This window comes from Saccharopolyspora sp. NFXS83 (genome assembly GCF_026241095.1).
GTDB lineage: Bacteria > Actinomycetota > Actinomycetes > Mycobacteriales > Pseudonocardiaceae > Saccharopolyspora_C.
This window is the reverse complement of the sequence record NZ_JAPFGB010000001.1, coordinates 452,263-476,246: the sequence shown is the minus strand read 5'-3', so window position 1 is coordinate 476,246 and position 23,984 is coordinate 452,263. Positions and strand designations below refer to the sequence as shown.

22 protein-coding genes are annotated in these 23,984 nt (G+C 69.8%); 9 read left to right on the top strand and 13 right to left on the bottom strand.

From position 1 onward, the window contains the following. Positions 1–165 precede the first annotated feature (165 nt). From OOZ19_RS02375 to OOZ19_RS02345, 7 genes are all read right to left on the bottom strand, one after another. The gene (locus OOZ19_RS02375; protein WP_266087644.1) at positions 166–336 is read right to left on the bottom strand and encodes a hypothetical protein; all 171 of its coding nucleotides are present in this window, start codon (positions 334–336) and stop codon (positions 166–168) included. A 479-nt stretch (positions 337–815) separates the two neighbouring features. Continuing rightward, entirely contained in the window at positions 816–1,064 is a 249-nt protein-coding gene (locus OOZ19_RS02370; protein WP_266087642.1) for a hypothetical protein, read from the bottom strand. Further along, complete coding sequence (locus OOZ19_RS02365; protein WP_266087640.1) at positions 1,061–1,606, bottom strand: hypothetical protein; 546 nt, start codon at positions 1,604–1,606, stop codon at positions 1,061–1,063. The genes OOZ19_RS02370 and OOZ19_RS02365 overlap by 4 nt, the downstream gene beginning before the upstream one ends. 780 nt (positions 1,607–2,386) lie before the next feature. Beyond that, a complete protein-coding gene (locus OOZ19_RS02360; protein WP_416309380.1) occupies positions 2,387–3,022 on the bottom strand; it encodes a GTP-binding protein in 636 nt (211 codons plus the stop codon). Beyond that, positions 3,003–3,788 (bottom strand): DUF742 domain-containing protein, encoded by a 786-nt coding sequence (locus tag OOZ19_RS02355; RefSeq protein WP_266087774.1) that lies wholly within the window; start codon positions 3,786–3,788, stop codon positions 3,003–3,005. Before OOZ19_RS02355 ends, OOZ19_RS02360 begins: the two co-directional genes overlap by 20 nt. Positions 3,789–3,864: 76 nt before the next feature. Continuing rightward, a complete protein-coding gene (locus OOZ19_RS02350) occupies positions 3,865–4,311 on the bottom strand; it encodes a roadblock/LC7 domain-containing protein (RefSeq protein WP_266087638.1) in 447 nt (148 codons plus the stop codon). 164 nt (positions 4,312–4,475) lie between these two features. Then, positions 4,476–7,805, bottom strand: a complete 3,330-nt coding sequence (locus tag OOZ19_RS02345; protein ID WP_266087636.1) for a sensor histidine kinase — start codon at positions 7,803–7,805, stop codon at positions 4,476–4,478. Positions 7,806–8,529: 724 nt separating this feature from the next. Between OOZ19_RS02345 and OOZ19_RS02340 the strand changes: the two genes are divergently transcribed. The 3 genes from OOZ19_RS02340 to OOZ19_RS02330 all read left to right on the top strand — a co-directional run bounded on the left by OOZ19_RS02340 (position 8,530) and on the right by OOZ19_RS02330 (position 11,685). After that, on the top strand, positions 8,530–8,979 hold the full coding sequence (locus OOZ19_RS02340) for a DUF485 domain-containing protein (RefSeq protein ID WP_266087634.1): 450 nt from the start codon (positions 8,530–8,532) through the stop codon (positions 8,977–8,979). A gap of 44 nt (positions 8,980–9,023) precedes the next feature. Continuing rightward, a complete protein-coding gene (locus OOZ19_RS02335) occupies positions 9,024–10,601 on the top strand; it encodes a monocarboxylic acid transporter (RefSeq protein WP_416309384.1) in 1,578 nt (525 codons plus the stop codon). 721 nt (positions 10,602–11,322) lie between these two features. Then, positions 11,323–11,685: an SH3 domain-containing protein gene (locus OOZ19_RS02330; protein WP_266087632.1), complete on the top strand. Its 363-nt coding sequence runs from the start codon at positions 11,323–11,325 to the stop codon at positions 11,683–11,685. A 19-nt stretch (positions 11,686–11,704) separates the two neighbouring features. On the opposite strand, the gene OOZ19_RS02325 is transcribed toward OOZ19_RS02330, so the two are convergent. Next, positions 11,705–11,983, bottom strand: coding sequence for a YrhK family protein (locus tag OOZ19_RS02325; protein WP_266087630.1), 279 nt, complete (start codon positions 11,981–11,983; stop codon positions 11,705–11,707). A gap of 242 nt (positions 11,984–12,225) precedes the next feature. Here OOZ19_RS02325 and OOZ19_RS02320 point away from each other — a divergent pair, with 242 nt between their 5' ends. The 5 genes from OOZ19_RS02320 (at position 12,226) to OOZ19_RS02300 (ending at position 16,481) form a co-directional block, all read left to right on the top strand. Then, positions 12,226–13,254, top strand: a complete 1,029-nt coding sequence (locus OOZ19_RS02320; RefSeq protein ID WP_266087628.1) for an NAD(P)-dependent alcohol dehydrogenase — start codon at positions 12,226–12,228, stop codon at positions 13,252–13,254. Between the two features lie 24 nt (positions 13,255–13,278). After that, positions 13,279–14,331 carry an amidohydrolase family protein gene (locus OOZ19_RS02315; protein WP_266087626.1) on the top strand — a complete coding sequence of 351 codons (1,053 nt, stop codon included), beginning with the start codon at positions 13,279–13,281 and terminating at the stop codon, positions 14,329–14,331. Next, entirely contained in the window at positions 14,328–15,038 is a 711-nt protein-coding gene (locus OOZ19_RS02310; RefSeq protein WP_266087624.1) for an iron-sulfur cluster assembly protein, read from the top strand. The genes OOZ19_RS02315 and OOZ19_RS02310 overlap by 4 nt, the downstream gene beginning before the upstream one ends. Positions 15,039–15,043: 5 nt before the next feature. Then, complete coding sequence (locus OOZ19_RS02305; protein WP_266087622.1) at positions 15,044–15,865, top strand: IclR family transcriptional regulator; 822 nt, start codon at positions 15,044–15,046, stop codon at positions 15,863–15,865. A gap of 187 nt (positions 15,866–16,052) precedes the next feature. After that, positions 16,053–16,481: a peptidase inhibitor family I36 protein gene (locus OOZ19_RS02300; protein ID WP_266087620.1), complete on the top strand. Its 429-nt coding sequence runs from the start codon at positions 16,053–16,055 to the stop codon at positions 16,479–16,481. Positions 16,482–16,595: 114 nt separating this feature from the next. On the opposite strand, the gene OOZ19_RS02295 is transcribed toward OOZ19_RS02300, so the two are convergent. The 4 genes from OOZ19_RS02295 to OOZ19_RS02280 are packed head-to-tail and all read right to left on the bottom strand — an operon-like array spanning position 16,596 to position 20,934. Next, positions 16,596–17,768: a glycosyltransferase family 4 protein gene (locus OOZ19_RS02295; RefSeq protein ID WP_266087618.1), complete on the bottom strand. Its 1,173-nt coding sequence runs from the start codon at positions 17,766–17,768 to the stop codon at positions 16,596–16,598. Further along, the gene (locus OOZ19_RS02290; protein ID WP_266087616.1) at positions 17,765–18,754 is read right to left on the bottom strand and encodes an alpha/beta fold hydrolase; all 990 of its coding nucleotides are present in this window, start codon (positions 18,752–18,754) and stop codon (positions 17,765–17,767) included. The genes OOZ19_RS02295 and OOZ19_RS02290 overlap by 4 nt, the downstream gene beginning before the upstream one ends. Positions 18,755–18,763: 9 nt before the next feature. Further along, positions 18,764–20,002 carry a glycosyltransferase gene (locus tag OOZ19_RS02285; RefSeq protein ID WP_266087614.1) on the bottom strand — a complete coding sequence of 413 codons (1,239 nt, stop codon included), beginning with the start codon at positions 20,000–20,002 and terminating at the stop codon, positions 18,764–18,766. Next, a complete protein-coding gene (locus tag OOZ19_RS02280) occupies positions 19,999–20,934 on the bottom strand; it encodes a hypothetical protein (RefSeq protein ID WP_266087612.1) in 936 nt (311 codons plus the stop codon). The genes OOZ19_RS02285 and OOZ19_RS02280 overlap by 4 nt, the downstream gene beginning before the upstream one ends. Positions 20,935–21,940: 1,006 nt before the next feature. Here OOZ19_RS02280 and OOZ19_RS02275 point away from each other — a divergent pair. Next, the gene (locus OOZ19_RS02275; protein WP_266087610.1) at positions 21,941–23,035 is read left to right on the top strand and encodes a CopD family protein; all 1,095 of its coding nucleotides are present in this window, start codon (positions 21,941–21,943) and stop codon (positions 23,033–23,035) included. A gap of 129 nt (positions 23,036–23,164) precedes the next feature. On the opposite strand, the gene OOZ19_RS02270 is transcribed toward OOZ19_RS02275, so the two are convergent. Further along, positions 23,165–23,956, bottom strand: coding sequence for a GH25 family lysozyme (locus OOZ19_RS02270; RefSeq protein ID WP_266087608.1), 792 nt, complete (start codon positions 23,954–23,956; stop codon positions 23,165–23,167). Between the last annotated feature and the right edge of the window lie 28 nt (positions 23,957–23,984).

Genomic DNA, 23,984 nt, shown 5'->3' with positions numbered 1-23,984 from the left:
AGAGGACCATCGCTGTCAGGCGAACGGGTATCCGGCGGCTACGCGCGGTTCGTCCCGTCGGACGAGAACGGACGCGGCGGGGAATCCGGGTGGCCACGGGCCCACCACTGGGGGATGCGGGAGGCCCGCACGAGCTCCGGCCGACGACGCCGGCCGGAGCTCGCTTCAGAGGATGTGCCAGGCACCGACGCCGAGGCCGCGGCAGGACCAGCACTCCTCCTCGACGGGCGGCGGCTCGGCCGACTCGGCCTGGACCAGCCCGGTGCCCGCGCAATCCGCGCACCAGGACCATTCCGCGGGCAGTTCCGCAGCGGGCGCGTGCAGCAGGACGTTCACCGCACACCTCCTGTTCTGCCGGGTCCACCTGCTCGACCCGCGCGTGGGGGAACGAACGCCTCCCGGTCAGGTCTACGCACGGCGCTTTGCCGACCGGGGTCGTCCGTGTAACGTCCGCCGAAATTCCGGGGCGCCCCGCACCAGCCGAAAAGGTCCGAGCTCGGCGACCGCGCCGAGCGGATGCCGCCGCTACCACGATCGCCGCAGCGCGCTCGGGCCGGACGGCCCCGCGCCCCCCTCGCCCGTTGAACGCACCGCCGGTCCCGCCGCGCACCTCGCGACATCGGCGCATCCCGGAACGATCCGGTTTCCGCCACCGCCCCCGCCGGTTCGACGCTCAGGACCACCGCACCTGGGCAGGAGCGGGCCCGGATGAATGCGCTTCGAAACCGACTCCCCGATTCCGGGGTTGAAATGGCGTTCGGTGAATTCGACGCGAACGCCGCACGCCGGAATGCGGATCCCGACGGGTGGCGCACTCAGCGCACGCCACGTCCCGCGTTCGCCCTGAGCCATTTGCGGGCCTGCACCCGAACGTCCTGATCGTCGATCCAGTCGATGCCGACCGGCACGCAGTCGACCATGTTGTCGTCGCTGTGCGAACCGCGCGCGTCCCCGCGGTGCACGGTGATCATTCCGGAGCCGCGCCCCCAGCGGAACGTGTAGGCCTCCCGCGAGGAGACCCGTTCGAAGTGCCAGGCCATCGGCAGATGCTTCTTGCCGTTCATCGCCCACCTCCGGGGAAGCGGGAACCGCGCGGTGTCCCCGGATTCGGGACGCAGCCACCGGCACGGGGCCGCGGAATGCGGGACAGCACGTCGGACGGCGCCGAACCATCCGGCGGCGCGGACGGTTCAGCCGCCTCCGGAGGCGGATCCGACTCGGTTTCCGGATGCCGCCGGGCCCGGTGGGCGTGCGGCGGAATGCCGAAGTGCACCGGGAAACCGGCCGCCATCGGGGAGCCGCGAGCCCCGTGCGCAGGCAGTGCCAGTAAGGCGAGCACCACCTCGTCCACCGGCCCGTCGCGGCGCCACAACGCGGGAGGATCGGGAAGTTCCAGGTCCGAGACCCGATATCGAGCCGCGACCGCATCGTCGGCCGCATAGGTGAGGAACGTGTCCATCACCCCGTTCTCCACGCGGAACCCTTGCAGCACGAACTCGTCTTCCTGCCCGGTGGGCAGGTGCCGGAAGCGAAACCCCGCACGGACGCTGGCTCGAATCGCCGCCAAGTGCGAATGAAAGAGCGCGTCGAAGTCCACAGTGGCCACCTTTCGCCGAATCTCCTTGCATGAAGCGGAAAACCAACTGGCACAGCGCGGCACACCCCCCAAAGAAGATCTTGGGTGGACAGCCGATCGTGCTGGTTCAGATGATCTTAAGAAGTGGAAGTAACGACCACGGGCCGCTATTAAAGAATGCTAGCCGCCCGATAACGATGCGCGCACTCTTTCAATTGGGTGAATATCCGAGCGCGGAACAGCCGCCGATTCCCGCTCTTTCGTCCACAACGGACGGTATTGCACAAGTGCGTTAACCAGCCCGAATCCGGACCGGATCCCTTGAAAAGTTCGACTATGGCAGCGAAAACGCGATCACGGCGTTCGGCGGCACCCCCGCGCGCGCACCGGCCGCCGAGACCGTCCGGATCGGTCCGCGTCCCGGCCGGATCGAAGATCCACTAGCCATGGTGGACAGTCCCCCCGGCGACGCTCACGTCTCCGTCCTGGCGAGGCGGAACCTCCTGCGGCACCACGGCTTTCCCGTCCTCACGGGCGACACCGCCGACCACCGGCGCACCGGACGCGGGCGGGCGAGCGCCGGGAGGACGCGCGCAGAGCCGCCTGATTCCTCCCGTGCGGGCTCAGGACGCACGTCCCCGCGCGGCACCGCAGGAACGCTCCGCACAACGGCGAGCGCGCCGCTGAGCGGAAAAACCGCTCCAACGGCGCGCTCGCCAGGAGGATCTTCAGTTGTGCCGCGACCACCGGTGAACCCGTCCACCGGAATTCCCGGCCGCCGGCGGGAAAACCGGTCGGCCGGGGGCGGGCTCACCTCGGCGGCTGCTGGCCGCCCTGCTGCTGCCAGTGCCGCATCGCGTGCTGCACCAAGGCGATCAGCGCCTGCTTCGTGGACTGCTGGTCCCGGGCGTCGCACGGCCCGATCGGCACGTGCGGCCCGATCGCCATCGCCTCCCGGATCTCCTCCATGCGGTGCTGCAGATCGCCGTTGAAGCAGTTCACCGCGATCAAGTACGGCAAGCCGCGATCCTCGAAGAAGTCCACAGCGGAGAACGAATCCGCCAGCCTGCGGGTGTCGACCAGCACGACCGCGCCGATCGCGCCTTTGACCAGGTCATCCCACATGAACCAGAAGCGCTGCTGCCCGGGCGTGCCGAACAGGTACAGGATCAGGTCCGAATCGAGCGAGATGCGGCCGAAGTCCATCGCGACCGTCGTACTTCTCTTGTCCGGTGTGGCCGCGAGGTCGTCCACGCCCGCGCTGGCCTCCGTCATCACCGCCTCGGTGGTCAGCGGGACGATCTCGGAAACGGAACCGACGAACGTCGTCTTCCCGACACCGAAGCCGCCCGCGACGACGATCTTCGCCGAGGTGGTGGCACCGCGCTGGGGGGCAACCGGCCCCCGAGCGCCTCCTTGGGGAGCTCTAAAGCCGACGGAGTCCACTCAATACCCTTTCCATCAACAACAGGTGTGGTGCGCTACCGCTTTCGGTGACCGTCTGGTGCACGGTCACCATCCCCAGTTCCGCCATGTCGGCCAGCAACACCCTAGCCACCCCGATCGGAACGGAAAGCAGCGCTCCGACTTCGGCTACCGACCTGGGATGCCGGCACAGTTCGGCGATCGACTCGTGTTCCATCCGCCCCGCCGAGCCAGGCCGGAAGGCCTCGCTCGTGGACACGAGCGTCTCCATCTGCAACTCGTAGTTCGACCTGGTCCGACCGCCGGTCCAGGTGTACGAGCGAATGGCCGCGGGGGCGTCCGCCGACGGTTCCGGTGCTGGGACCGGAGCATCGAACGCCCCCCTGGACTGTCCGCTCACCGGGTTCCCTCCCCCCCACTCGGGCCTTCCCGGGGCCGGCCGCTCGGACCTTCCCCGGGTAGGTGCCCCGACGTTCCACGGAGCCGAACCCCCGGCCCGCGAATCGAAATCCGCATGCTCCCCCCAGCCTTCGTCCGGGTCTCGGTACGACGGCGCCTGCGTCTCCCACTCCAGATCCGGTGCGTCGAACGGATCCCGCCCGTCGAACACGTCCGCGGGCGGCCGAGCCGTCGGACGCCGAGCGTGCGGGTAGGCGGGCGGGGGCTGCGACGCGCCCGCATCCCCCTGCTGTCCCGCGTCCTGCTCGGCGGCCGGTTCGTCCACCGGATCCCCCTTCTTCCGGCGGCCACGCCTTCCCCGGCCGCTGTCGAAGGTGAATCCGTTCATCACGTCGGCGAAGCTGCTCGCGTCCGGCTCGTCCCGTCTTCGGTCCTGCTCGCCGAACCCCGACTCGCTCATCGGGTCACCTCACCGCGGCCGGGCGGGAGAACGGATTTCTCGCGCCCTGCAGCTGGTGCCGCAACTCCGGGGTGAGGATCTGCCCGACGCGCTCCACCAGCATGGCCATCTCGTACGCGATCAGGCCCATGTCGCACTGCGGCGCGGCCAACGCCGTCATGCAGGACCCGTCGCTGATGCCCATCTGGATCAGCGTGCCGTACTGCATCTCCACGATGGTCTCGGTGACCTCACCGGCCTCGAAGCACTTCGCGGCCCCGTTGGTGAGGCTGAGCAGTCCGGACGAGACCGCGGCGAGCTGCTCCGCGCGATCCTGGGGCAGGTTGGACGAAGCGGTCAGCAGCAGCCCATCGGCGGACACCACGATCGCGTGCGCCACACCGGCGACCCGCTGGGTGAAGTCCGTGACCAGCCACCCGAACCGCCGGGACATCGTCTCCTGGGGAGTCATGCAACCTCCTGGCTTGTGGTCGTGGAATCGCCGATGTCGGTCCGGACGACTCCATGTTGCCGAATCGGTGGAACCGGACGCGGTCTTCCCGCGCCCTCAGTGGCCTGGCTAGAACTCCTTCTGACGTCGAGGCTCATCCGCAGCCGAGCAACGCATGCGTCCTCCTACGATTCGTCCGGCAGCCGATGCCTGCCGCGCTCGACACCCGACTGGAAACTGGACAACCTGCCGCGCAACGCGCTCGCGTCCCGCTCGAAGCGCTGGCCTTCCGGCCTGGCCGGACCGGTGCCCGCGCTGCCCGGAGCCAACTGGGCCTTCGGGGTGCGCCGGGGCAGGCCGGAGTCGGTGAACGACGTGGGGTTCGAGGTCGTCGCCGCCTCGACCTGCTTCCACGACTCGTCGGTGGCGAAGCTCCAGCCCCCGTTGCCGTTGCCGTTGCCGTTCGCCGGTGCCGAGTCGCCGTTGCTCGCGGAGTCCGCGATCCAGCTGGAACTCCCGCCACCCAACGTCGCTTCCTGCTCCCCGGTGGAGGGTCCGGACGCGGCATTGTCCTGCGACGACGTCATGGGGCCCTTCCTCCCGAATCGCAGACCACCTTGCAGGTCGGCCAGTCTGCGGCTCAGCTCCTGCGGGCTGCGATCGGCGGGAACGCCCGCCGCGGCGGCGTCGATCGTCACCGTCCCGCCGGTCGAGTCCACCTGATCGGGACCCGGTTCGTCCAGATCTCCGATGCCAAGAGGATCGTTCGCATCGACGTGCACGGCCGACTGGTCGCGGGGCTCGCGGCGCGGCAGGCCGGATTCCGCGACCCCGGAACCGCCCTCGGCCGCCGCGGCCTCCGCCTCGGCCTCCTCGGTGGAATCCGCGGTGAACGACCAGGACCCGCTGTCCATGATGGACGTCGCCTGCTCGTCGTCACCGGGCCAGTCCTGCGCGCCGCCCGCGGATTCCTCTTCGCCCTCGATCGGCTGGAACCACTGGGTGGAGACCTCTTCGAAGATCGGCGACGGTCCGTCGTCCGACGCGGGCCGGTCCTCGATCGCCGGCGGCCACGCCAGGTCCGACGAGGTCCAGTCCGAGGAGAAGTCGTGGGAGTCGCCCTGGTCCTGCTCCGGGATCTCCATCGGCGTGAACAGGCTGCCCGCGGGCTCGCTCGACGCGGAGTCCTCGCGCTGCGGGGGCCCCACCAGCCCGGCGGCCGGTTCCCGCTTGGGCAGCGGGGAACTGGTCAGGCCGTCACCGGCCGCGGTGAGGAATCCGGTGTTGAACGTGTTCGACCCGGAGTCGCCGGATTCCGCCGTGCTGAAACCGGTTTCGGCCGCCGTGTCGAAGCCCGTCCCACCGGTGCCGAAGCCGGTCTCAGCCGTGCTGAAACCGGTTTCACCGGTGCTGAAACCGGAGTCCCCGCCGCTGGTGCTCCACACGAACCCGGTGTCGTCGGACTGCTGCGACGCGGCGTCGCTGAACGACTCGGCCGAGTGCGGACCGGTCGCGAACGAGCCGGAGGTCGGCAGGTCGTGGTGCGCCACTCCGTTGCGCTGCCCGCCCATCGCCGGGGTGGGCGCTGCCGCGGGGGCACCGGCGACGACGTGCTCGGCGGGCACGACCACAGTGGCCCGCACGCCGTCCACATCGGGCCCGCCGTGCAGCCGCACGTTGACGCCGTGGCGCAACGCCAGCCGGCTCACGACGAACAGGCCCATCCGGCGCGAGGTGGCCAGGTCGTTCTCGTCGACCCTGGACAACCGCTCGTTCGCCGCGGCGAGCTCCTGGTCGCCCATGCCGATGCCCTCGTCGAGCACGTCCACGGTGATCGACCCGTCGCCGGCCTGGTAGCTGGAGACGGTGACCGAGGTGTCCGGCGCGGAGAAGTTCGCGGCGTTGTCCATCAGCTCGGCCATCAGCCGCACCAGGTCGCTGGCCGCGTGGCCCAACAGCCGCACCTGCGGCGGCGGCTGCACGATCACCCGCGGGTACTGCTCGATCTCGGAGACGGCGGCGCGGAGCATGTCGCCCAGCTCGGTGGGCCGGACGAACCGCCGCGCCAGGTCGCTGCCGGAGAGCACCATCAGGTTCTCGTTGTTGCGGCGCATCCGGGTCGCCAAGTGGTCCAGCTGGAACAGCCTGGACAGCTGGTCCGGGTCCTCTTCGTCCTGCTCCAGCTGCTCGAACAGGCGGAGCTGGCGCTCCAGCAGGCCCTGGCTCCGGCGGGAGACGCCGACGAACGACTCGCTGTAGCCGTGCCGCAGCGAGGCCTGCTCGGCGGCGAGCCGCAGCGCCTGGCGCTGCACCTCGTCGAATGCGCGGGCGACCTGCCCGACCTCCTCCGTGGTCTGCACCGGCAGCGGCGGGAGGTCGGAGACCTCTTCACCGGCCCGGATGCCCGCGACCGCTTCCGGCAGTTCGTGCTGGGCGGCGTCGAGCGCACCGTGGCGCAGCGTGCGCAGCGAGCCGAGCAACTGCCGGGTGATCGCGGTGATGACCGCGGCGGCGACCAGCAGCGACGCCAGCAGCATCGCCGAGTCCCAGCCCGCCGCGTTGCCGGCGTCTTCGCGCAGCGTGGCGGCTCCGGCGCGGACCTCGTCGGCGAGGTCGTTGTGCCCGTCGTCGATGAGCATGACGACCTGGTCGGAGATGCCGTTCCACTGCTCCGGGGTGGCGGGGAACGGGCCACCGCTCATGCCGGCCATCAGGATCTGCGTGAGCATCGTGTTGCGCTGCACGATCTCGGGACCCTGGGTCGTCTGGTCCAGCCGCTCCTGCCAATGCCGGGCGACCGTGGCGCGCGCGTCCGCGATCTTGGAGATCAGCCGCGCGCGGGATCCCTGCAGCGCGTCGACGGACTGCGGCGCGAGCTGCCCCTGAGAGAGTCCGCTGAGCACCCAGGACTGCTGGAGCCGGACCTCTTCCATCATGGCGAGCATGTCCTGCAGCGCCGATGCGGTGCTGGCCAGCGTCGGTTCGGACACGGTGCTCGTCAGCGCGCGGTCCAGGGACAGCACCGTGGTGATCGCCGTGCTGTAGGCGGTGATGGTGTCCGGAGTCGACAGCGATTCGCGCCGGACCGCTTCGCGCGCGCCCTTGAGCTTGTCGAGGGCGGCGTGCACCTCGTCGTGGCGGTCTTCGACGACCCGGCCGAACTCGTCGGCACCGTGCCCGGCCCCGTGACCGATTTCTTCGTCCACGGCGGCGAACGCCTTGTCGACCTCGGCGATCTGGCGGTCGAGCTCGGCGGCGTTGTTGGTCAGGACGGCGGCGTTGCGCTCGTTCTGCAGCGCGGCCACGAGCGGCTCGACCTGCTGCGCGCTGTCGAGGACGCGGGAGACGCGCTCGTACTCGTTGGCCTGCTCGACCTGCCAGCGGATCTGGGAGACGCCGAGACCGACCGCGAAGATCACGGGCACCAGCACGACCGCGGCGAACTTGACCGGCAGGCTCCAGTTCCGCCATTGGCGTAACGCGACTCGCCTGCGCGCAGGATTGGGCGCCGTCACGAGCACCACCCCGGCGTCGGCCGACCGGCCGGGCTCAGCGGGTGAGCTCTCTCGAGTGATCTTGGCGTCGGGGAACGGCGCATGCGTGTGATCCCGCAATCGTCGTCTGGGTTGTCGGGTGGAAAACGGTCCGGCGGCGGGCAGGCTCGCAGTCGGCGGGGCGTACTTCCAGCACAGGACCGTATCGGTACGGCGGCTCCAGCGAGACCGAGCGTTACCGAACCGATCGCTACTAGCTGTGCCGGGACTGGCGGCATTCCGGACACGGACACCTAACCGGGGCGAAGGAAGAGGAGACGGTCTGCTTTCGGTGCCTGCACTATAAACCCCGCCCCCCGGAAACAGCGGAGGGCGTTTTGGGCTCAATCCGCTCCAGCGAACACCGCACGTCAAGTGCGCCGAAGGTTGCTCCGGCAGTCCCAGAACGAGGAATTTTTCACTGCGCGGAAGCAGGATCGGGCTGCTGCGAGGCCTGACGACGCCGACCGAAAACCTTCACCGGCACTCGCGGCCGAGCGGTCGAAGTCCAACCTGTCGTGTCACGAGGACCGCGCACGCGCGGCAAAAGTCACACTAAGTGATCGACTCGTCATCCTGTGTGGTGACATCTCTTTTCAATTGCAGTGGAGGAGTGGTTAACTTCGCCGCCGCAAAGCTTCGACATCGCATCCACCGGGTCCCCCGAGTTCAACCGACCCGAACGTAGAACTTCCGGGAAGGAAGCATGAGCGACGCTACTCAAACAGCGATACGCGCGTATCCGCAGCACCGCGCCAGGAGGAAAACGCCGAAACCCTTCGCGGGAATCGAGCGCAGCACCGACCCCGCGCTGCGAAGCGGGCCGGATTACCGGGCCATCGCGGCGAGCTCCGAATTCCACGCGCTCCGCCGCAAGGTGATCACGTTCGTATTTCCGATGACCGCGTTATTCCTGCTCTGGTATCTCGGATACGTGCTCCTGGCCGCCTACCGGACCGAGTTCATGGCGACCCCCGTGTTCGGCGAGATCAACATCGGCTTGCTGCTGGGCCTCGGGCAATTCCTGTCCACAGTGCTCATCACCACCGCTTACGTCCGGTTCTCCGAACGCTTCGTGGACCCCCGGATCGACGAGCTCCGCGCCGAAGTGGACGCGGCCCAGGCCGTCCCGGACGTGGGTGGCGAGCGCCTGTGAACCACTCGCTCACCGCCCTCGCCCGGGACGCCCCTGGCGGATCGCTGCTGCCCGCCGCGGGCCCCGCGGTCAACACCGGCATCTTCGCCGCGTTCGTGCTGATCACCCTGTTCGTCGTCTACCGCGGCAGCAGCCGCAGCACCACGAACGACTACTTCGCCGCGGGCGGCTCGTTCACCGGAGCGCAGAACGGCATCGCCCTGTCCGGCGACTTCCTGTCCGCCGCCTCGTTCCTCGGCATCGCCGGAGCCATCGCGGTGCACGGCTACGACGGCTTCCTGTACTCCATCGGATTCCTGGTCGCCTGGCTGATCAACCTGCTGCTCATCGCCGAGCGGATGCGCAACACCGGCCGGTTCACGATGGGCGACGTGCTCAGCTTCCGGATGCGCCGTCGCCCGGTGCGAGCCGCTGCCGCGATCTCCACGCTCGCGATCACCTTCGTCTACATGATCGCCCAGATGGCCGGTGCGGGCGGACTCATCGCGCTGCTGCTCAACGTGCACGACGCCGGCGGCCAGGCCATCGTGATCGCCGTCGTCGGCGTGATCATGGTGCTGTACGTGCTGGTCGGCGGTATGAAGGGCACCACGTGGGTGCAGATCGTCAAGGCGGCCCTGCTGTTCGTGTGCGTAGGCCTGCTGACGATCTTCCTGATCGGCAAGTTCAGCTACGACATCTCCAAGCTGCTGACCTACGCGGCCGAGAACAACCCGAACGGCCGGGAGATCTTCGCGCCGGGCGTGCAGTACGGACTGTCCTCGATGACCAGGCTGGACTTCGTCTCGCTGTCGCTGGCCCTGGTGCTCGGTGTGGGCGGCCTGCCGCACGTCCTGATGCGCTTCTACACCGTCCCGAACGCCAAGGAGGCGCGTCGCTCGGTCGTGTGGGCAGTGTGGACGATGTCGCTGTTCTACCTGTGCACCCTGATCATCGGTTACGGCGCGGCGGCGCTCGTCGGCACGCCGGCCATCCTCGACGCCCCCGGCGGGGAGAACTCCGCGGCACCGCTGCTCGCCTACCAGGTCGGCGGCACGCTGCTGCTCGGCATCGTGGCCGCCGTCGCGTTCGCGACGATCCTGGCCGTCGTCGCCGGGCTCACCTTGACCGCCTCGGCCTCGTTCGCCCACGACATCTACGCCAACATGATCCGCGACGGCGACGTCGACTCCGGCCAGGTCGTGCGGGTCGCGCGGTACACGGCGCTGGCGATCGGCGGCCTGTCCATCGCGGGCGGCATCGCCGTCAACGGCCAGAACATCGCCTTCCTGGTGGGACTGGCGTTCGCCTTCGCGGCCTCGGCGAACCTGTCCACCTTGCTGTACTCGCTGTTCTGGCGGCGGTTCAACACCGCGGGCACGTTGTGGGGGATCTACAGCGGACTGGTGTCCTGCCTGCTGCTGGTGCTGCTCTCGCCCGTCGTGTCCGGATCGCCCGACTCGATCTTCCCCGGTGCGGACTTCGCGCTGTTCCCGCTGCGCAATCCGGGCATCGTGTCGATCCCGATCTCCTTCCTGTTCGCCGCGATCGGCACGCTGTTCAGCGAGGAGACCGGCGACCGCGAGCGGCAGGCCGAGATGGAGGTCCGCTCGCTGACCGGGATCGGCGCCGAGAAGGGATGACCGGCGGACCCGCTGGTGCCGGGGCGTCCACGCGGGCGCCCCGGCACCCGTCCGCCGAGACCTCTTCCGAATGTTCCACCAGGTCAGCACGGCGGAATGCCGGCGAATCACCGGAATACCAGCCAGAATCGCCGGTTCCCGGTGGCGTAGTCCTCATGGCCTAGCGCGGGGCTCGAATCCGACGCACTCCGCTACCGGAAGTCCCGGATAGCGTGGAATCCGCTCATCCCATCCGGCTCGGGTGCACCGCATGTACGTGACGCCGTGTCGCGTGCGGTTCAACGACGGGTGGCGGCACTCCCGGCACAAACCCGGCCGCACCGCGAGGCCGTCCCACAGGTCCACATCGGTCATCGATTCCTCCGGTTCGGTTGCCGTCCCGCGACGAACGGAGTTCCGCACGCCGCGGATCCTATCCACCGGACTCCCCCGCGACGCCGTCACGCACCGCTGAACCCCTTCCACCACATCGGCACGTCGTGGGCACTGAAGTGGGTATCCGCATCGCGCACCGTAATCCGGCCGCGAATTCTTTTCAGAGTTCCACACGAGATCGAGCATTCATCGATGCACTCGATCGGACACTCCCGACGAAGGGGTCGCAGCAGATAAAATGGGAGGAGCGTTCGATTGATTCGGCTACGGGGAAACGTCGGAACGATCTATTCGCGAACTCCCGGCCGGGGGTGTTCGACCTGGCTGCGGGAGTCAGGGGGAACTCATGCACACGATCCGGAATGCCGTGCTCGCCGGGGTGGCCGCACTCGTGCTGCCGATGAACGGCCTGGCGACCGGTGTGGCGCACTTCGTGTTCGAATTCGGCCATCGGCTCGCCGAACTGAGCCGGGAGGCCGGGGTGGACCGCTACGGGGACTTCCGGACGCCCGGCGTCAACCTGCGGGCCGGTCCGGGCACCTCGTCGGTCGTGCTCGGCGTCGGCAACCCCGGCGACCAGGTGCGGCTGCGCCGCCAGGTCGTCGGCGAGCACGTCACCTGCCCCGGCGGGGCGCGCGACGACACCTGGTGGCAGCTGCTCGACCGCCGCACCCGCATCACCGGCTACGTCAGCGCCTGCTACCTGTGAGCGAGGTGCCCGCGACCGTTCAGAACTCCTGGGACGACTCGTGGGGCACCGCGGGCCCGAAACGGCGCAGGTGCAGGTGCCTGGACAGCCGCAGCGCCGGGCGGATCGCCAGCTCGATGCTGCCCAGCAGGAACATCCAGGTGCCCGCCGTCGCGGTGTAGTCGTGGAAGAACAGCACGCTGCCCGCGATGAACCAGAGCGCGACGAGCATGTCGTTGCCGATGCCGAGCAGTTCGTAACGGCGCCGCACCACCAGCTCGTCGTGCCCGATGCGCACCTTCCAGCCGATCTCGCCCATGCCCGGAGTGTCCCCGTGGCCCACTCCCGGCACAGCTCGGAGCGCACGCCGGCGCCGACCTCCGCCGGCGTCGGCCCGCGCGCGGCGTTCGGCCGCCACCGACTCCGCTGAACCGCTCAAGGCCCTTGGTCCGCCAGGTCGCGGACCTGCCGTTATCAGCATCTGACAACGGCTCTTTCCGGCTCCTGGACGCTCCGTCCACGCTGTGAAGCAGGACACAGCTCAACGGAGAGGAGTCCCTCGTGCGAGCCGTCAGAGTGCACGCATACGGCGAGAGACCCGCGGTCGAATCGGTCCCCGATCCGGTCGTGCGGGAACCGCTGGACGTGCTGGTCGAAGTCGGCGCGGCAGGTGTGTGCCGCACCGACCTGCACATCATCGAAGGCCAGTGGGCCGACAAGAGCGGCGTCGCGCTGCCCTACGTCATCGGCCACGAGAACGCCGGAACCGTCCGCGAGGTCGGCGCCGCGGTCAGCAACGTGCGCCCCGGCGACAAGGTCATCCTGCACCCGCTGGTCACCTGCGGACTGTGCCGGGCGTGCCGCAGCGGGGACGACGTGCACTGCGAGAACTCGCTGTTCCCCGGCATCGACACCGACGGCGGGATGGCGGAGCTGCTGCGCACCAACGCCCGCTCGGTGGTCAAGCTCGACGACGGGCTCGTGCCCGCCGAAGTGGCCGCGCTGGCCGACGCCGGGCTCACCGCCTACCACGCGGTGCGCAAGGCGGTGCCGCTGCTGCACCCCGGCGCGCACGTGGTCATGATCGGCGCGGGCGGGCTCGGCCACATCGGGTTGCAGTCGCTCGTGGCGCTGAGCCCGGCCGAGATCACCGTGGTCGACCGGTCGCCCGAGGCGCTCGAACTCGCCGCGCGACTCGGCGCGCACCACACCGTGGCCGCCGACGGGAACCACGTCGACGCCGTCCGGGACATCACCGGCGGCAAGGGCGCTCACGTGGTCCTCGACTTCGTCGGCGAGAACGGCACCGAAGCCGACGGAATCGCCATGACCAGGGACGCCGGCTCGTACTTCGTCATCGGCTACGGCGGGCGGGTCGACGTGCCGACCATCGACATCATCTCCCGCGAGATCAACGTGATCGGCAACCTCGTCGGCTCCTACAACGACCTCGACGAACTGATGACGCTGACCGCGCAGGGGAAGGTCTCGCTGCGCACCCGCACCTACCCGCTCGACGCCGCGCTGGACGCCCTCGACGACCTCGACGCCGGACGCATTCCCGGTGGCCGCGCCATCCTCGTTCCCTGACCCGTCCCGCCACGGAGGCTCGCCATGTACGAAAAAGACGGCACCAAGTACTTCATCGTCGACAGCCACATCCACGCGTGGGACGGGACCCCGGCCAACCAGGCCAACCGCTACGGCGAAGGCTTCCTGAACTGCTTCTACGACTACCACCGCAACCTCAGCCCCGAATCCGAGCTGTGGACCCACGAGCAGTTCCAGAAGCAGAGCGAGGAGAAGATCCTCCACGACCTGTTCGAAGTCGGGCACGTCGACAAGGCCATCTTCCAGCCGACCTACCTCACCGACTTCTTCGTCAACGGCTTCAACACCACCGAGCAGGACGGCGCGCTCGCGGAGAAGCACCCGGACAAGTTCATCGTCAACGGCGGCTGGGATCCGCGCGACGGCGAAGCCGGGCTGGGCGCGCTGGAACGGCTGGCCGAACGGTGGCAGCTCAAGGGGACGAAGCTCTACACCGCCGAGTGGAAGGGCGAGTCGAAGGGCTGGAAGCTGACCGACCCGTGGGCCTACCGGTACCTGGAGAAGTGCCAGGAACTGGGCATCCGCAACATCCACATCCACAAGGGACCGACGATCTACCCGCTCAACCGGGACGCCTTCGACGTCGCCGACGTCGACGAGGTGGCCTCGGCGTTCCCCGAGCTGAACTTCATCGTGGAGCACGTGGGCCTGCCGCGGCTGGAGGACTTCTGCTGGATCGCGACCCAGGAACCCAACGTCTACGGCGGACTGGCGGTGGCGATGGCGTTCATGCACCACCGGCCGCGCTACTTCGCCCAGATCATCGGTGAACTGCTGTTCTGGCTGGACGAGAACCGGATCACCTTCTCCAGTGACTACGCGATCTGGACGCCGAAGTGGCTGGTGGAGCAGTTCGTCGACTTCCAGATCCCGGAGGACATGCAGTCCGAGTACGGAGTGCTCACCACCGACGTCAAGCGCAAGATCCTCGGCTTGAACGCCGCGCGGCTCTACGACCTCGAGGTGCCCGCCGAGATGCGCGCCGCCGAACCGGAGGTCCCGGCCGGGCGCGAGCCGGTCGCCTCGGAGCTGAACAAGGAGGCGATGTCGTCATGACCACCGCCGTGAGCCTGGAAACCGAGGTGTGGCGGGCGCTGGGCACCGTGCTCGACCCGGAGCTCGACCAGCCCGTCACCGAGCTGGACTTCGTGGCCAGGACGGAGATCGACGACGACGAGGTGCACGTCGACCTGCGGCTGCCCACGTACTTCTGCGCGCCGAACTTCGCCTATTTGATGGTCGCCGACGCGCACGACGCGGTGGCCGAGCTGCCCGGCGTCCGGCGGGTGCGGGTCCGGTTGCTGGACCACTTCGCCTCCGAGGAGATCAACGCGGGGGTCGCGGCCGGTGACGGCTTCGACGCGGCGTTCCCTGGCCTGGCCGCGGGCGAGCTCGACGAGCTGCGCCGCACGTTCCTGCGCAAGGCGCACCTGGCCTACCAGGAACAGGTCGCCCAGCAGCTGCTCCGCGCGGGCACCGAGCTGGACGACCTGGTCGAGGTCCGGCTCGGCGGCCTCCGGCCGAGCGCGGCGCTGGACCGGTTGCGCAGGCGCCGGGACCAGCTCGGACTGCCGTCCGGGCCGGACGCGCTGCTGCTGATCGACGAGCACGGTGCCGCCGTGCCCGTCGAGGGCCTCTCGGCCCGGCTGCGGTTCGCGCGCACGACCCGCGTCAGCATCGAGGGCAATGCCGGTTGGTGTCGCGGCCTGCTCGACACCCGGTACGGATCGGGCGGGACGACCGCCCGGTCTGGCCTACATTGAGAACCATGAACGCGCTGCCCACCGGCGGACGGGACTCGCAGCACAACGGTGCCAAGGCACCGTCGGGCACCCTGCAGTCGGTGGGCCGCGCGTTGCGGGTGCTGGAGACCATCGCGGCCTCCCCGTGCGGGGTCACCGCGAAGCAGCTCGCCGCCGAGCTCGACCTGACCTTGCCGACGACCTACCACCTGCTCACGACGTTGGTGGAGGCCGGACACGTGGTGCACCTGACCGACCAGCACGTGTTCGCGCTCGGGTACAAGGCCCGGTTCCTCGGGCAGGCGCTGTCGCGACAGCTCGCGGTGCAGCCGGAGATCGCCGCGGCGATCCGGCGGTTGCACCAGCACGCCGACGCGGCGGCGTACTACGCGATCTACCGGGACACCGAGGTCGTCATCGCGCACGTGGAGGATTCCGATCGACGGCCCCGGGTGCAGCCGTTGGACGTGGGCTTCCACCAGGCATCGCACGCGACGGCCTTCGGGAAGATCATGCTCGCGGCGATGGAGCCGGAGCAGCGGGCGCGCTACCTGGAGCAGGCCGGGATGGTTCCGTGCACCCCGTCGACGATCCGCACCCCCGCCGCGCTGGAGGAACACCTCTCGCACGTGCGGCAGTCGCAGATCGCGCTGGAGATCGCCGAGTTCCAGCCCGGGCTGGCGTGCATGGCGTCGCCGGTGTTCGACCCGGCGGGCTGCGTGACCGCCTCGGTGGCCATCTCGTTGCCGATCGCGGAGTTCCGCGTCCGGCGGTGGGCGGTGGAGCGCGCCGTGCGGCAGGGCGCGGTCCGGGTCACGCGCTCGCTGGTCACCAGGTCTGCGGGCTGAGCCGGGATTTCCGGTTCGTCGCCACATCGTCGGCGGCGAACCGGAAATCCACTCGGTCGGGGTGTATCCGGTTGAAGTGCTGGCGCTCTGATCCCGGTTTCGGGAATCTGGATTTCGTCAGGGCCGCGAGGACGGCCCGAAGGACGATTCTTCCGTTGATTTCCCTTGCCGTGAAAGGTGATCGCTCATGCACGCCGCTACTTCTCAGATCAGGTCCGCGCGCTCGCGAATTTGTCCACTGTGGATTTCACGACGATTCGCGCTGGCCCCGGCGCTCGCGGTCGGGATCGCGCTGAGCGCCCTCGGCGGAGCCGCCGCGCAAGCAGGCCCGGCCGAGCCGATTCCGTGCCAGGACGGCTCTTTCTGCGCCTACCCGCACGTGGAGTACCAGGGTGAACCGCACCGGGCGGAGCTGCGCACGACGGCGCTCGAAGAATGCGTCGCGCTGCCACCGCAGCCGGAGACGAAGTCGTTCGTCAACCAGACCGGAAAACCCGTGACGGTGTACCAGGATCCGACCTGCGACACGCACGCCGACTTCTCGACCTATCCGCCGGGTTCCTTCGTCCCCCGGTCCGATTACGTCGCGCGCGCCATCAAGGTCTGGCCACGCTGATCCCCGTCGGCCGTCCCGCCGGGAATGCGCGCAGCTTGATCCTCGCCTTGTCGGTGCGGAAACCGCCGCGGTTCCGCCACCCGACCCGCTGCGCGGATCACCTGCGAGAACTCCTCAGGACGCCGACTCCTCGGACGACACAGGTCGGCCCGGCGCCAGCACGCGCAACAGCTGCCGGGCCGATCGGTCCCAGGTGAACCCGGCCGCCTGCTCGCGGGCGCGACGCACCAATTCCACTCGCTGCTCGGGGTCGTCCACCTCGCGGACCGCCGCCGCGAAAGCCGTGGCGTCACCGGCGGGGAAGAACCGGGCGTGGCCACCGGTCACCTCGCGAAAGATGTCCAGATCGCTGCACACGACAGGAGTTCCGGCATGCATCGCCTCGATGATCGGCAATCCGAAACCCTCGTCCCGCGAGGCGGTGACCAGGGCCGCCGACCGGCGCAGCAGCGTCCGGTACGCCTCCTCCTCGATGCCGTTCCAGAACACCACGTCCGATCCGGACGGCACCAGCGCGCGCAGCTCCGCTTCCCGGGCAGGCGCGATCCGGCTCAATAGGTGCAGGCGGTGCCCGGGCAGCGAGCCCATTCCCGCCAGCAGCGTCTCCACGTCCTTGTAGGGCATGAACGAACCCATGTAGACGAGGTCCCGGACCTGGCCCACCGGGGCCTGCTCGGCACCGTCCTGGTCCGGTTCCGGGGGCTCGGAGGGCGCGTTGGGGACGACCGTCACGGGTCGCCGGGTGAGCCGGTGGCGCCCGATCAACCGCCGCGTGGTCTCGCTGACGGTGACCACCGCGTCGGCGCGGTTCAGCAGCACCCGCTGCGGCCAGTAGGCGCGGTGGTACAGCCGCCAGATCGCCCGCACGGGCGCCGGCAGGAAGCCCGGTGGCTCCGGGTGCCGGTAGTAGATCAGGTCGTGCAGCGTGAGCACGAGCCGGTAGCGGCGGCCGACGCCACCGATGACCTGCATCGGGCTGAAGACCACGTCGGCGCCCAGCGCGTGCAGCCTGCGCGAGACGACGAGCTCCCGCACCGAGAGCGGACTGTTGATCTTGACGTGCGGTACGCCCGCCGGCAGCAGGGCGAGCTGGCGATCGTCGTGGATCAGCATCGTCACCGGGTGCAGGGCGTGCAGCGCCTCGATCAGCCCGGCCCCGAAGCGGCTGATCCCGTCATGCGCGTCGGTCCTGGTCCACCGGGCGTCCACGAACACTCGCGGGGACCGCCCGTCGACCACGTCGGCGGCGCCGGTGGACTCGGCCGCATCGGTGGGGCGTGCGCTCATGCCTCTCCCAAGAAGCGGTCGATCTCCGCCGCGGCGGCGGCCGGGGTCTCGTAGTGCACGAGGTGTCCGACGCCGGGGATGATCACCAGTTCGGCGTCCGGCAGGCCCGCGACGAGTTCGCGCTGACCGGCGACCGGCGCGATCTCGTCGGACTCGCCCGCGACCAGCAGGGTCGGCAGCACCAGCGCCGCCCGGTAGTCCGCGACCGTGCCGGTCACCGAGGCTTCGTAGGTCTCGCTCAGCAGTTGCGGGCTGTGGAACCGGCTGAAGTGGCGCAGATGGCTCTCGTGCACGAAGCGGCGCACCTGCGGGTCGCGGGTCCGGAGCATCGCCTGGCCCGCCGCCCGCACCACCAACCGGTTCGCCAACAGGAGTCGGCCGAGCCGCGCGGGCAACGCCGTGCCCAGCGTGTAGTACAGCGAGGTCAGCCGGGACAGCATCACCCTCGGCCCGTGCAGCGCCGGGCTCGAGATCGGATTCACCAGCACCAGCCGTGCCACCAACTCCGGATCACAGGACACGACATGAGCCGCGACCATCGAACCGAACGAGTGCCCGAGCAGCACCACGGGCCGCTCCCGCCCGCCGAGCCGTTCGATCAGCTCGACGATCACGGCGGCGTACCCGGCGACGTCGTGCGCGCGGTCGGTCATCGGACCGGAGTCCCCGAAACCAGGCAGATCTGGAACGACCACGGTGCGACCGGGCAGCCGCTCGACTATCGGTTCCAGCCCGTGGTGGGTACCGCGCAGCCCGTGCACCATGACGATCAGCGGATCTCCGCCGGTCTCATCGACATCGGCGCCGGGCTCCGGCACCGCAGTCCCCGGAGCTCCGTGCCCCCGGTGCTCCGGGGACTCGCCGGCCTCGGTGCGGTAGATCCAGAAATGCAGGTCAGAACCCTGGGTGCGCTCGACGCGCAGCTCGGAGCTCAGGACCGGTTCCGGCGGGACCGCGGAGTCGCGGGTCAGTGGTCTGCTGGTCATGGCGGCGGCTCAACTCGCCAGCTCGGCCGGCAGCTCCACGGGCGTCACCCCGTCGTCATGCGCGAGCGCGTGCCGGTAGATCGACTCGAACCGGCCCAGCACCGCGTCGATGTCGTGCTTGCGGCTCACCAGCCGTTCGCCCGCGGCGCCCATCCGGTCGATGGTGTCGCGGTCGGCGATCACGTCGTCGATCGCGTGGGCCAGCGCGTGCACGTCCCGCGGCGGGTACAGCCAGCCGTTCTTCCCGGCCTCCACCAGGTGCGGCAGCGCCATCGCGTCCGCCAAAACGACGGGCGTGACCGCGGACATCGCCTCCATGGTGGCCAGGCTCTGCAGCTCGGCGATGCTCGGCATGCAGAACAGGTCCGCCCTGGCGTAGGCGTCGAGCAGCTCCTGCTCGTCGACCAGGCCCGCGAAGTGCACCCGGTCCTCGATGCCGAGCTCGGCGGCCAGCTCGCCGAGCGGCTCCCGGCAACTGCCGTCCCCGACGATCTCCAGGCGGGTGGCGTGGGTCGTCTTGAGCAGCGCCATCGCCCGCAGCAGGTCGTCGATGTGCTTCTCCTCGTCGAGCCTGCCGACGAACAGGATGGTGCGGGTCGCCGGGTCCGGATCCTGCTTGCGCACCTCCTGCGCCCGGCTCCGGTACAGGTCGACGTCGATACCGCACGACACCGGCACCGCGGGCTTGGAGAACCCGTTCTCCTGCAGGAGCTGCACCGCCCGCGGCGTCGGGGCGGTGACAAGCTGCGCCTTGCCGTAGTGCTTGATCAGGTTGTGCCAGAGCAGCCACGCGCCCGCCTTCTGCAGGGCTCGCGGGATCCGCACGTAGCCGAAGATGTTCTCCGGCATGAAGTGGTTGGTGGCGATCAGCCCGATGCCCTGCCGGCGAGCGGCGTTGATCAGGCCGCGGCCGATGAAGAAGTGCGACTGGACGTGCACGATGTCCGGCTGGATCTCCCGGAGCAACCGGTCCGCCACCGAGGACGCCTGCCACGGCGGGCACGCCCGGAACGTCGGGTGCGCCGGAGTGCGGTACGACGCGACCCGGTGCACCGTCACCCCGTCCTCGACACGGGTGCTCTCCTGCCGATCCACCGAGTGGCAGATCACGTGCACGTCGTGGCCGCGGCGGGCCAGCCCGGTGGCGAGCCGGTGGCCGAAGTTCGCCGCACCGTTCACCTCGGGCGGGTACATCACCGCACCGATCACGATGCGCAGCCGATCTCCACCGAACGGTTGCGAAGTCAAGTTGAACTCCCGTCAGAACGTATCCGTCGTACGTCGGTGTTGCCGTCGCCGGTCACGGTTGCTTGCACTCGCTGCTCTTGGGTGTCCGGGTGATGCCGTGCGAGTGCGAACACCCCGGCACAGGCGATCACGGCACACAGGATTTCGCCGACCGCCGTGGCGCTGCCGACGGCATCGGCCTCGCCCAGCAGGCCGATCCCCAGGCCCACCGCCACCAGCGGGTCGATCACCGTCAGGCAGGCCACCACCAGGTCGGGGGGACCGCTGGCGTAGCCGTGCTGCAGCAGCCAGCCACCCACGACCATCGCCACGACGATCACGACCACCGGCAGCGGGTTGATGTCCAGCACCGGCGTGCTGCCGAGCTGCTGCACCAAGGCCCGCACCAGCAACGAGACCAGTCCGTAGGCGACCGCGCAGCCCGCGGCGTAGGCCATGCAGCGGATCTTCGACCGGGTCAGCAGCCCGAACACGCCGAGGGCCAGCACCACCCCGGCGACGAGCTGGGTCGCCAGCACCTGCTCGTCCGGCAACACCGCGGTCGCGGTCGCGCTCCCGGCCGCCAAGAACACGAACGCCGCGACACCCCCGGTGGCGGCCAGCACCGCCAGCACCACGTGCACGTTCAAGTCCCGCGTGCGCACACCCTCCTGCCGCGCGTTGAGCAGCACGGTGATCGGCAGCGCCAGCACCCCGACCGGTTGCACGACGCTCAACGGCGCGAGACCCAGCGCGCACGCGTGCAGGAGCGCACCGCTGCCCAGCGCGAGCAGACCGAGCAGCCACCGCTGGTTGCGCAGCAACCGCACCTGGCTGCGGACCTTCAGCCCGCCGTCGCCGATCGCATCCTGCACCGCGCCGTGCTGCAGCCGGGCACCGACCGCATAGCCGCAGGCGCCCAGCGCCGCCAGCGCCACCGCGAGCGTGGTCACGTCGCACACCGCCCCACGAAGATCACCTGCCGGTCACCCGGCCTCCGAGCCGCGCACGCCCCACCCCGGAGCCCGCGACGCGACGTCCGGCCGACCCCGCTCCCGGAAGTCGTCCCTGGCAGTCCGTGCTGTTCGTCCACACCGCTCAATCTCGCGCATCGCGGGCCCGCCCCACATCGGGGCGCACACCCTCACTTTCCCTGAGCCGATCATTCGCCGCGCACACCAGCGTCCACGGCGCCGCCGCCCCGGATCGGTCCACCCCATGATGCGCCGAGCACGGCGGCACACGGGCTCGATCCGGACCTTTCGACCCGTTCACCCAGCGCAGCCGTGCCGGATTCCCTCGAACACAGCAGACGAGCGCCCCCGGGACCACCACCGGATCCGCCGCCTGCGTTCCGTTCCGCGTAAGGGATCACCCGGAGGTCCCCGCGGCAGCGGCCCGGGATCTCGGCGGAGCGAGCCGAAGATCCCGTCGCGACCGGCTCGCCCGATAAGGTTTCCAGCTCATCCAGAACCTGCGGGGAAACAATCGACGAATAGCAGTGAACGGCCGCCGCGCGGGAAACGCGCCGAACCCGCGCGGTGCTCCGACCGGCATAACAAGAATGCACGCCGTGAACGGACGAACGCGGTCGGTGCGGGTTCAGTCGCGCCACCCCGCCTTCCCCTCGTGAATCCGCGGGCGCGAGCAGCAGCGGGGTATGCGCCACATACCCCGCCCACTCATTACCGCCCGCTTGATCCACGTGCACGACTGTAGAACAACCACGCTGAGACCTTTGTCAGCAACACAACGAACGATGGTTTCACGCCACGCGGCGGCGGTGGATCCGAACCGGCGGAAATCGTTATGCCGCGGGAATAACCGCACGCCAGCGGAACATCCGCAGCCCATTCAAGATCAACTATTCGGGTGGAAATCGTGATCGGGCCAACACGCTGAACCGTTCCCGGTCACCGCAGGCCCAGGCGCGCCTCGACCAGGTGCGACGATGCTGCGATGTCCGCCGACACCGGGACCGGCCCCGAACACCACCGATCCGGACGCGCCGCTCCCGGCAGCGAGACCACGAGGAACAGGACCGCCCGCATCGCGGCCATCGCGCCCGTGCTGCTCGCCGCAGCCGCCGCGCTCGCCGCCGCGGCCCACATCGGCGCCGACGAGGTGCCCGGCCTGGCCGCGCCCGACGCGGCCACCCGCTTGATCGCACCACCGGTGCGGGCGCTGCTCGACCTCGCGGCCGTCGCGACGGTCGGCCTGAGCCTGCTGCCCAGGCTGCTCCCGGACCGCGGCAGGCACGCTCGCAGGCACCTCGCGCTGTCCCGGCGGACCGCGGTGATCACGGCATTGACCTGGCTGATCTGCGCCTTGCTGCTGCTGGTGCTCTACGCCGCCGAATTGGTCGGCGGCACCCCGACCGCCGAGGACGTCGCCGGATACGTCAGCGGCGTCCCCGCCGGAACGGCGCTGGCGCTGAGCGCGGTGTGCGCCGCGGGCTGCGCGGCCCTCGGCCTGACCGGCGTCGTGCGCGACGGCCGGACCACCACCGGCGGTAGCGCGAACGAGGGACCCACCGACGACCTCCGCGCCGTGCTCGCCCTGCTCGGCCTGCTGCCGATGCCGCTGACCGGGCACGCCACCGACTGGGAGTACCACAACCTGAGCATGGTCTCGGTGCAGCTGCACGTGCTCGCCGCCGCCGTCTGGGCCGGCGGACTCGCCGCGATCACCCTGTTCGTCGCCCCGCACCGGGGCCCGCTGGCCACGACGCTGCCGCGCTATTCGCGGCTCGCGACCGCCGCCATCACCGTGGTCGCGGTGACCGGCCTGTTCAACGGCCTGACCGAACTCACCGCCACCGGGATTGGACTCGACGGCCTCGTGACCACCGGCTACGGGCGGATCGTGCTGCTCAAAACCGCCCTGCTCGCACTGCTCGCAGGCCTGGGCGGCCACGCCCGGTACCGGCTGCTCCCACGAATAGAACGCCACCAACGAACCGCGCTCATCACCTGGGCGACGGCGGAACTCGCCGTCATGGGACTGGCCTACGGCCTCGGTGCGGTACTCGCCCGCGCCCCGGTCCTCACCTGATCTTGCGGTCGGCCCACGCGAGCAAGGCGACCACCGGCGGGTTCTCGGTTGGCCTCTCGCGAGGACGGCGAGAGACCAACCGAGGTTCCATCACGCGCCCGGACACCCGAGGCGAACGAGCCCAGCCCATCAGCGCGGAATGCGCAGCACTTGGCCCACGTAGATCAGGTTCGGGTCGCTGATGCCGTTGGCCTGCGCGATGGACTGCCAGGCCACGCCGACCTTCGCCCCGATCCCGGAGAGCGTGTCCCCCGGCTGCACCACGTAGGTCTCGGGTGCGGGCGGCGCAGGCGGTGCCGGCGGCGGCGCGGTGCCGCCCGTGAGCACCGGCAGGTCCACCAGCGACACGTTGAGGTCGGTCGCACCGGCGATCCCGGGCACCTGCCCGTCGGAGGCGTGCTGGTGGATCGCCACCCGATCGGTGAGGAAGCCCGGCTGCCCCGGCGGCTTCCCGTAGTGCGCGACCCACAGGAACACTCCCGGGTCGACCCACGAATCGGTGGCCAGCTTGTCGCTGAACCAGGACGAGGAGGCGTACACGACGACCTCGTTGCGCCCGGTGTGGCCGCGCAACGCGTCCACGAAGCCTTTGATCCACGCCCCGAGGTCGGCGGCCTCGGTCTCCATGTCCAGGCACGGCGGCAGGTTCCCTGCGCCGCTGGAGTTGGTCCGGGCCAGCTGCCCGGCGAAGTCGGCGGCCTCAGCCTGCGGCGAGTTCGTGTCCGGCCGGGCGAAGTGGTACAGCCCGGTCACCAGCCCGGCCGCGCGGGCCCCGCCGAGTTGTGAATCCAGCGTCGGGCTCACATAGCCGACGCCTTCGGTCGCCTTGATGTAGCTGAACGCGAATCCGGCGCCGCGAACGGCGGCCCAGTCCGGTTCTCCTTGATATCGCGCGACATCGATTCCTGGAATGCTCGCCATCCCCGAACCCCCTCACTTCACCGGATGC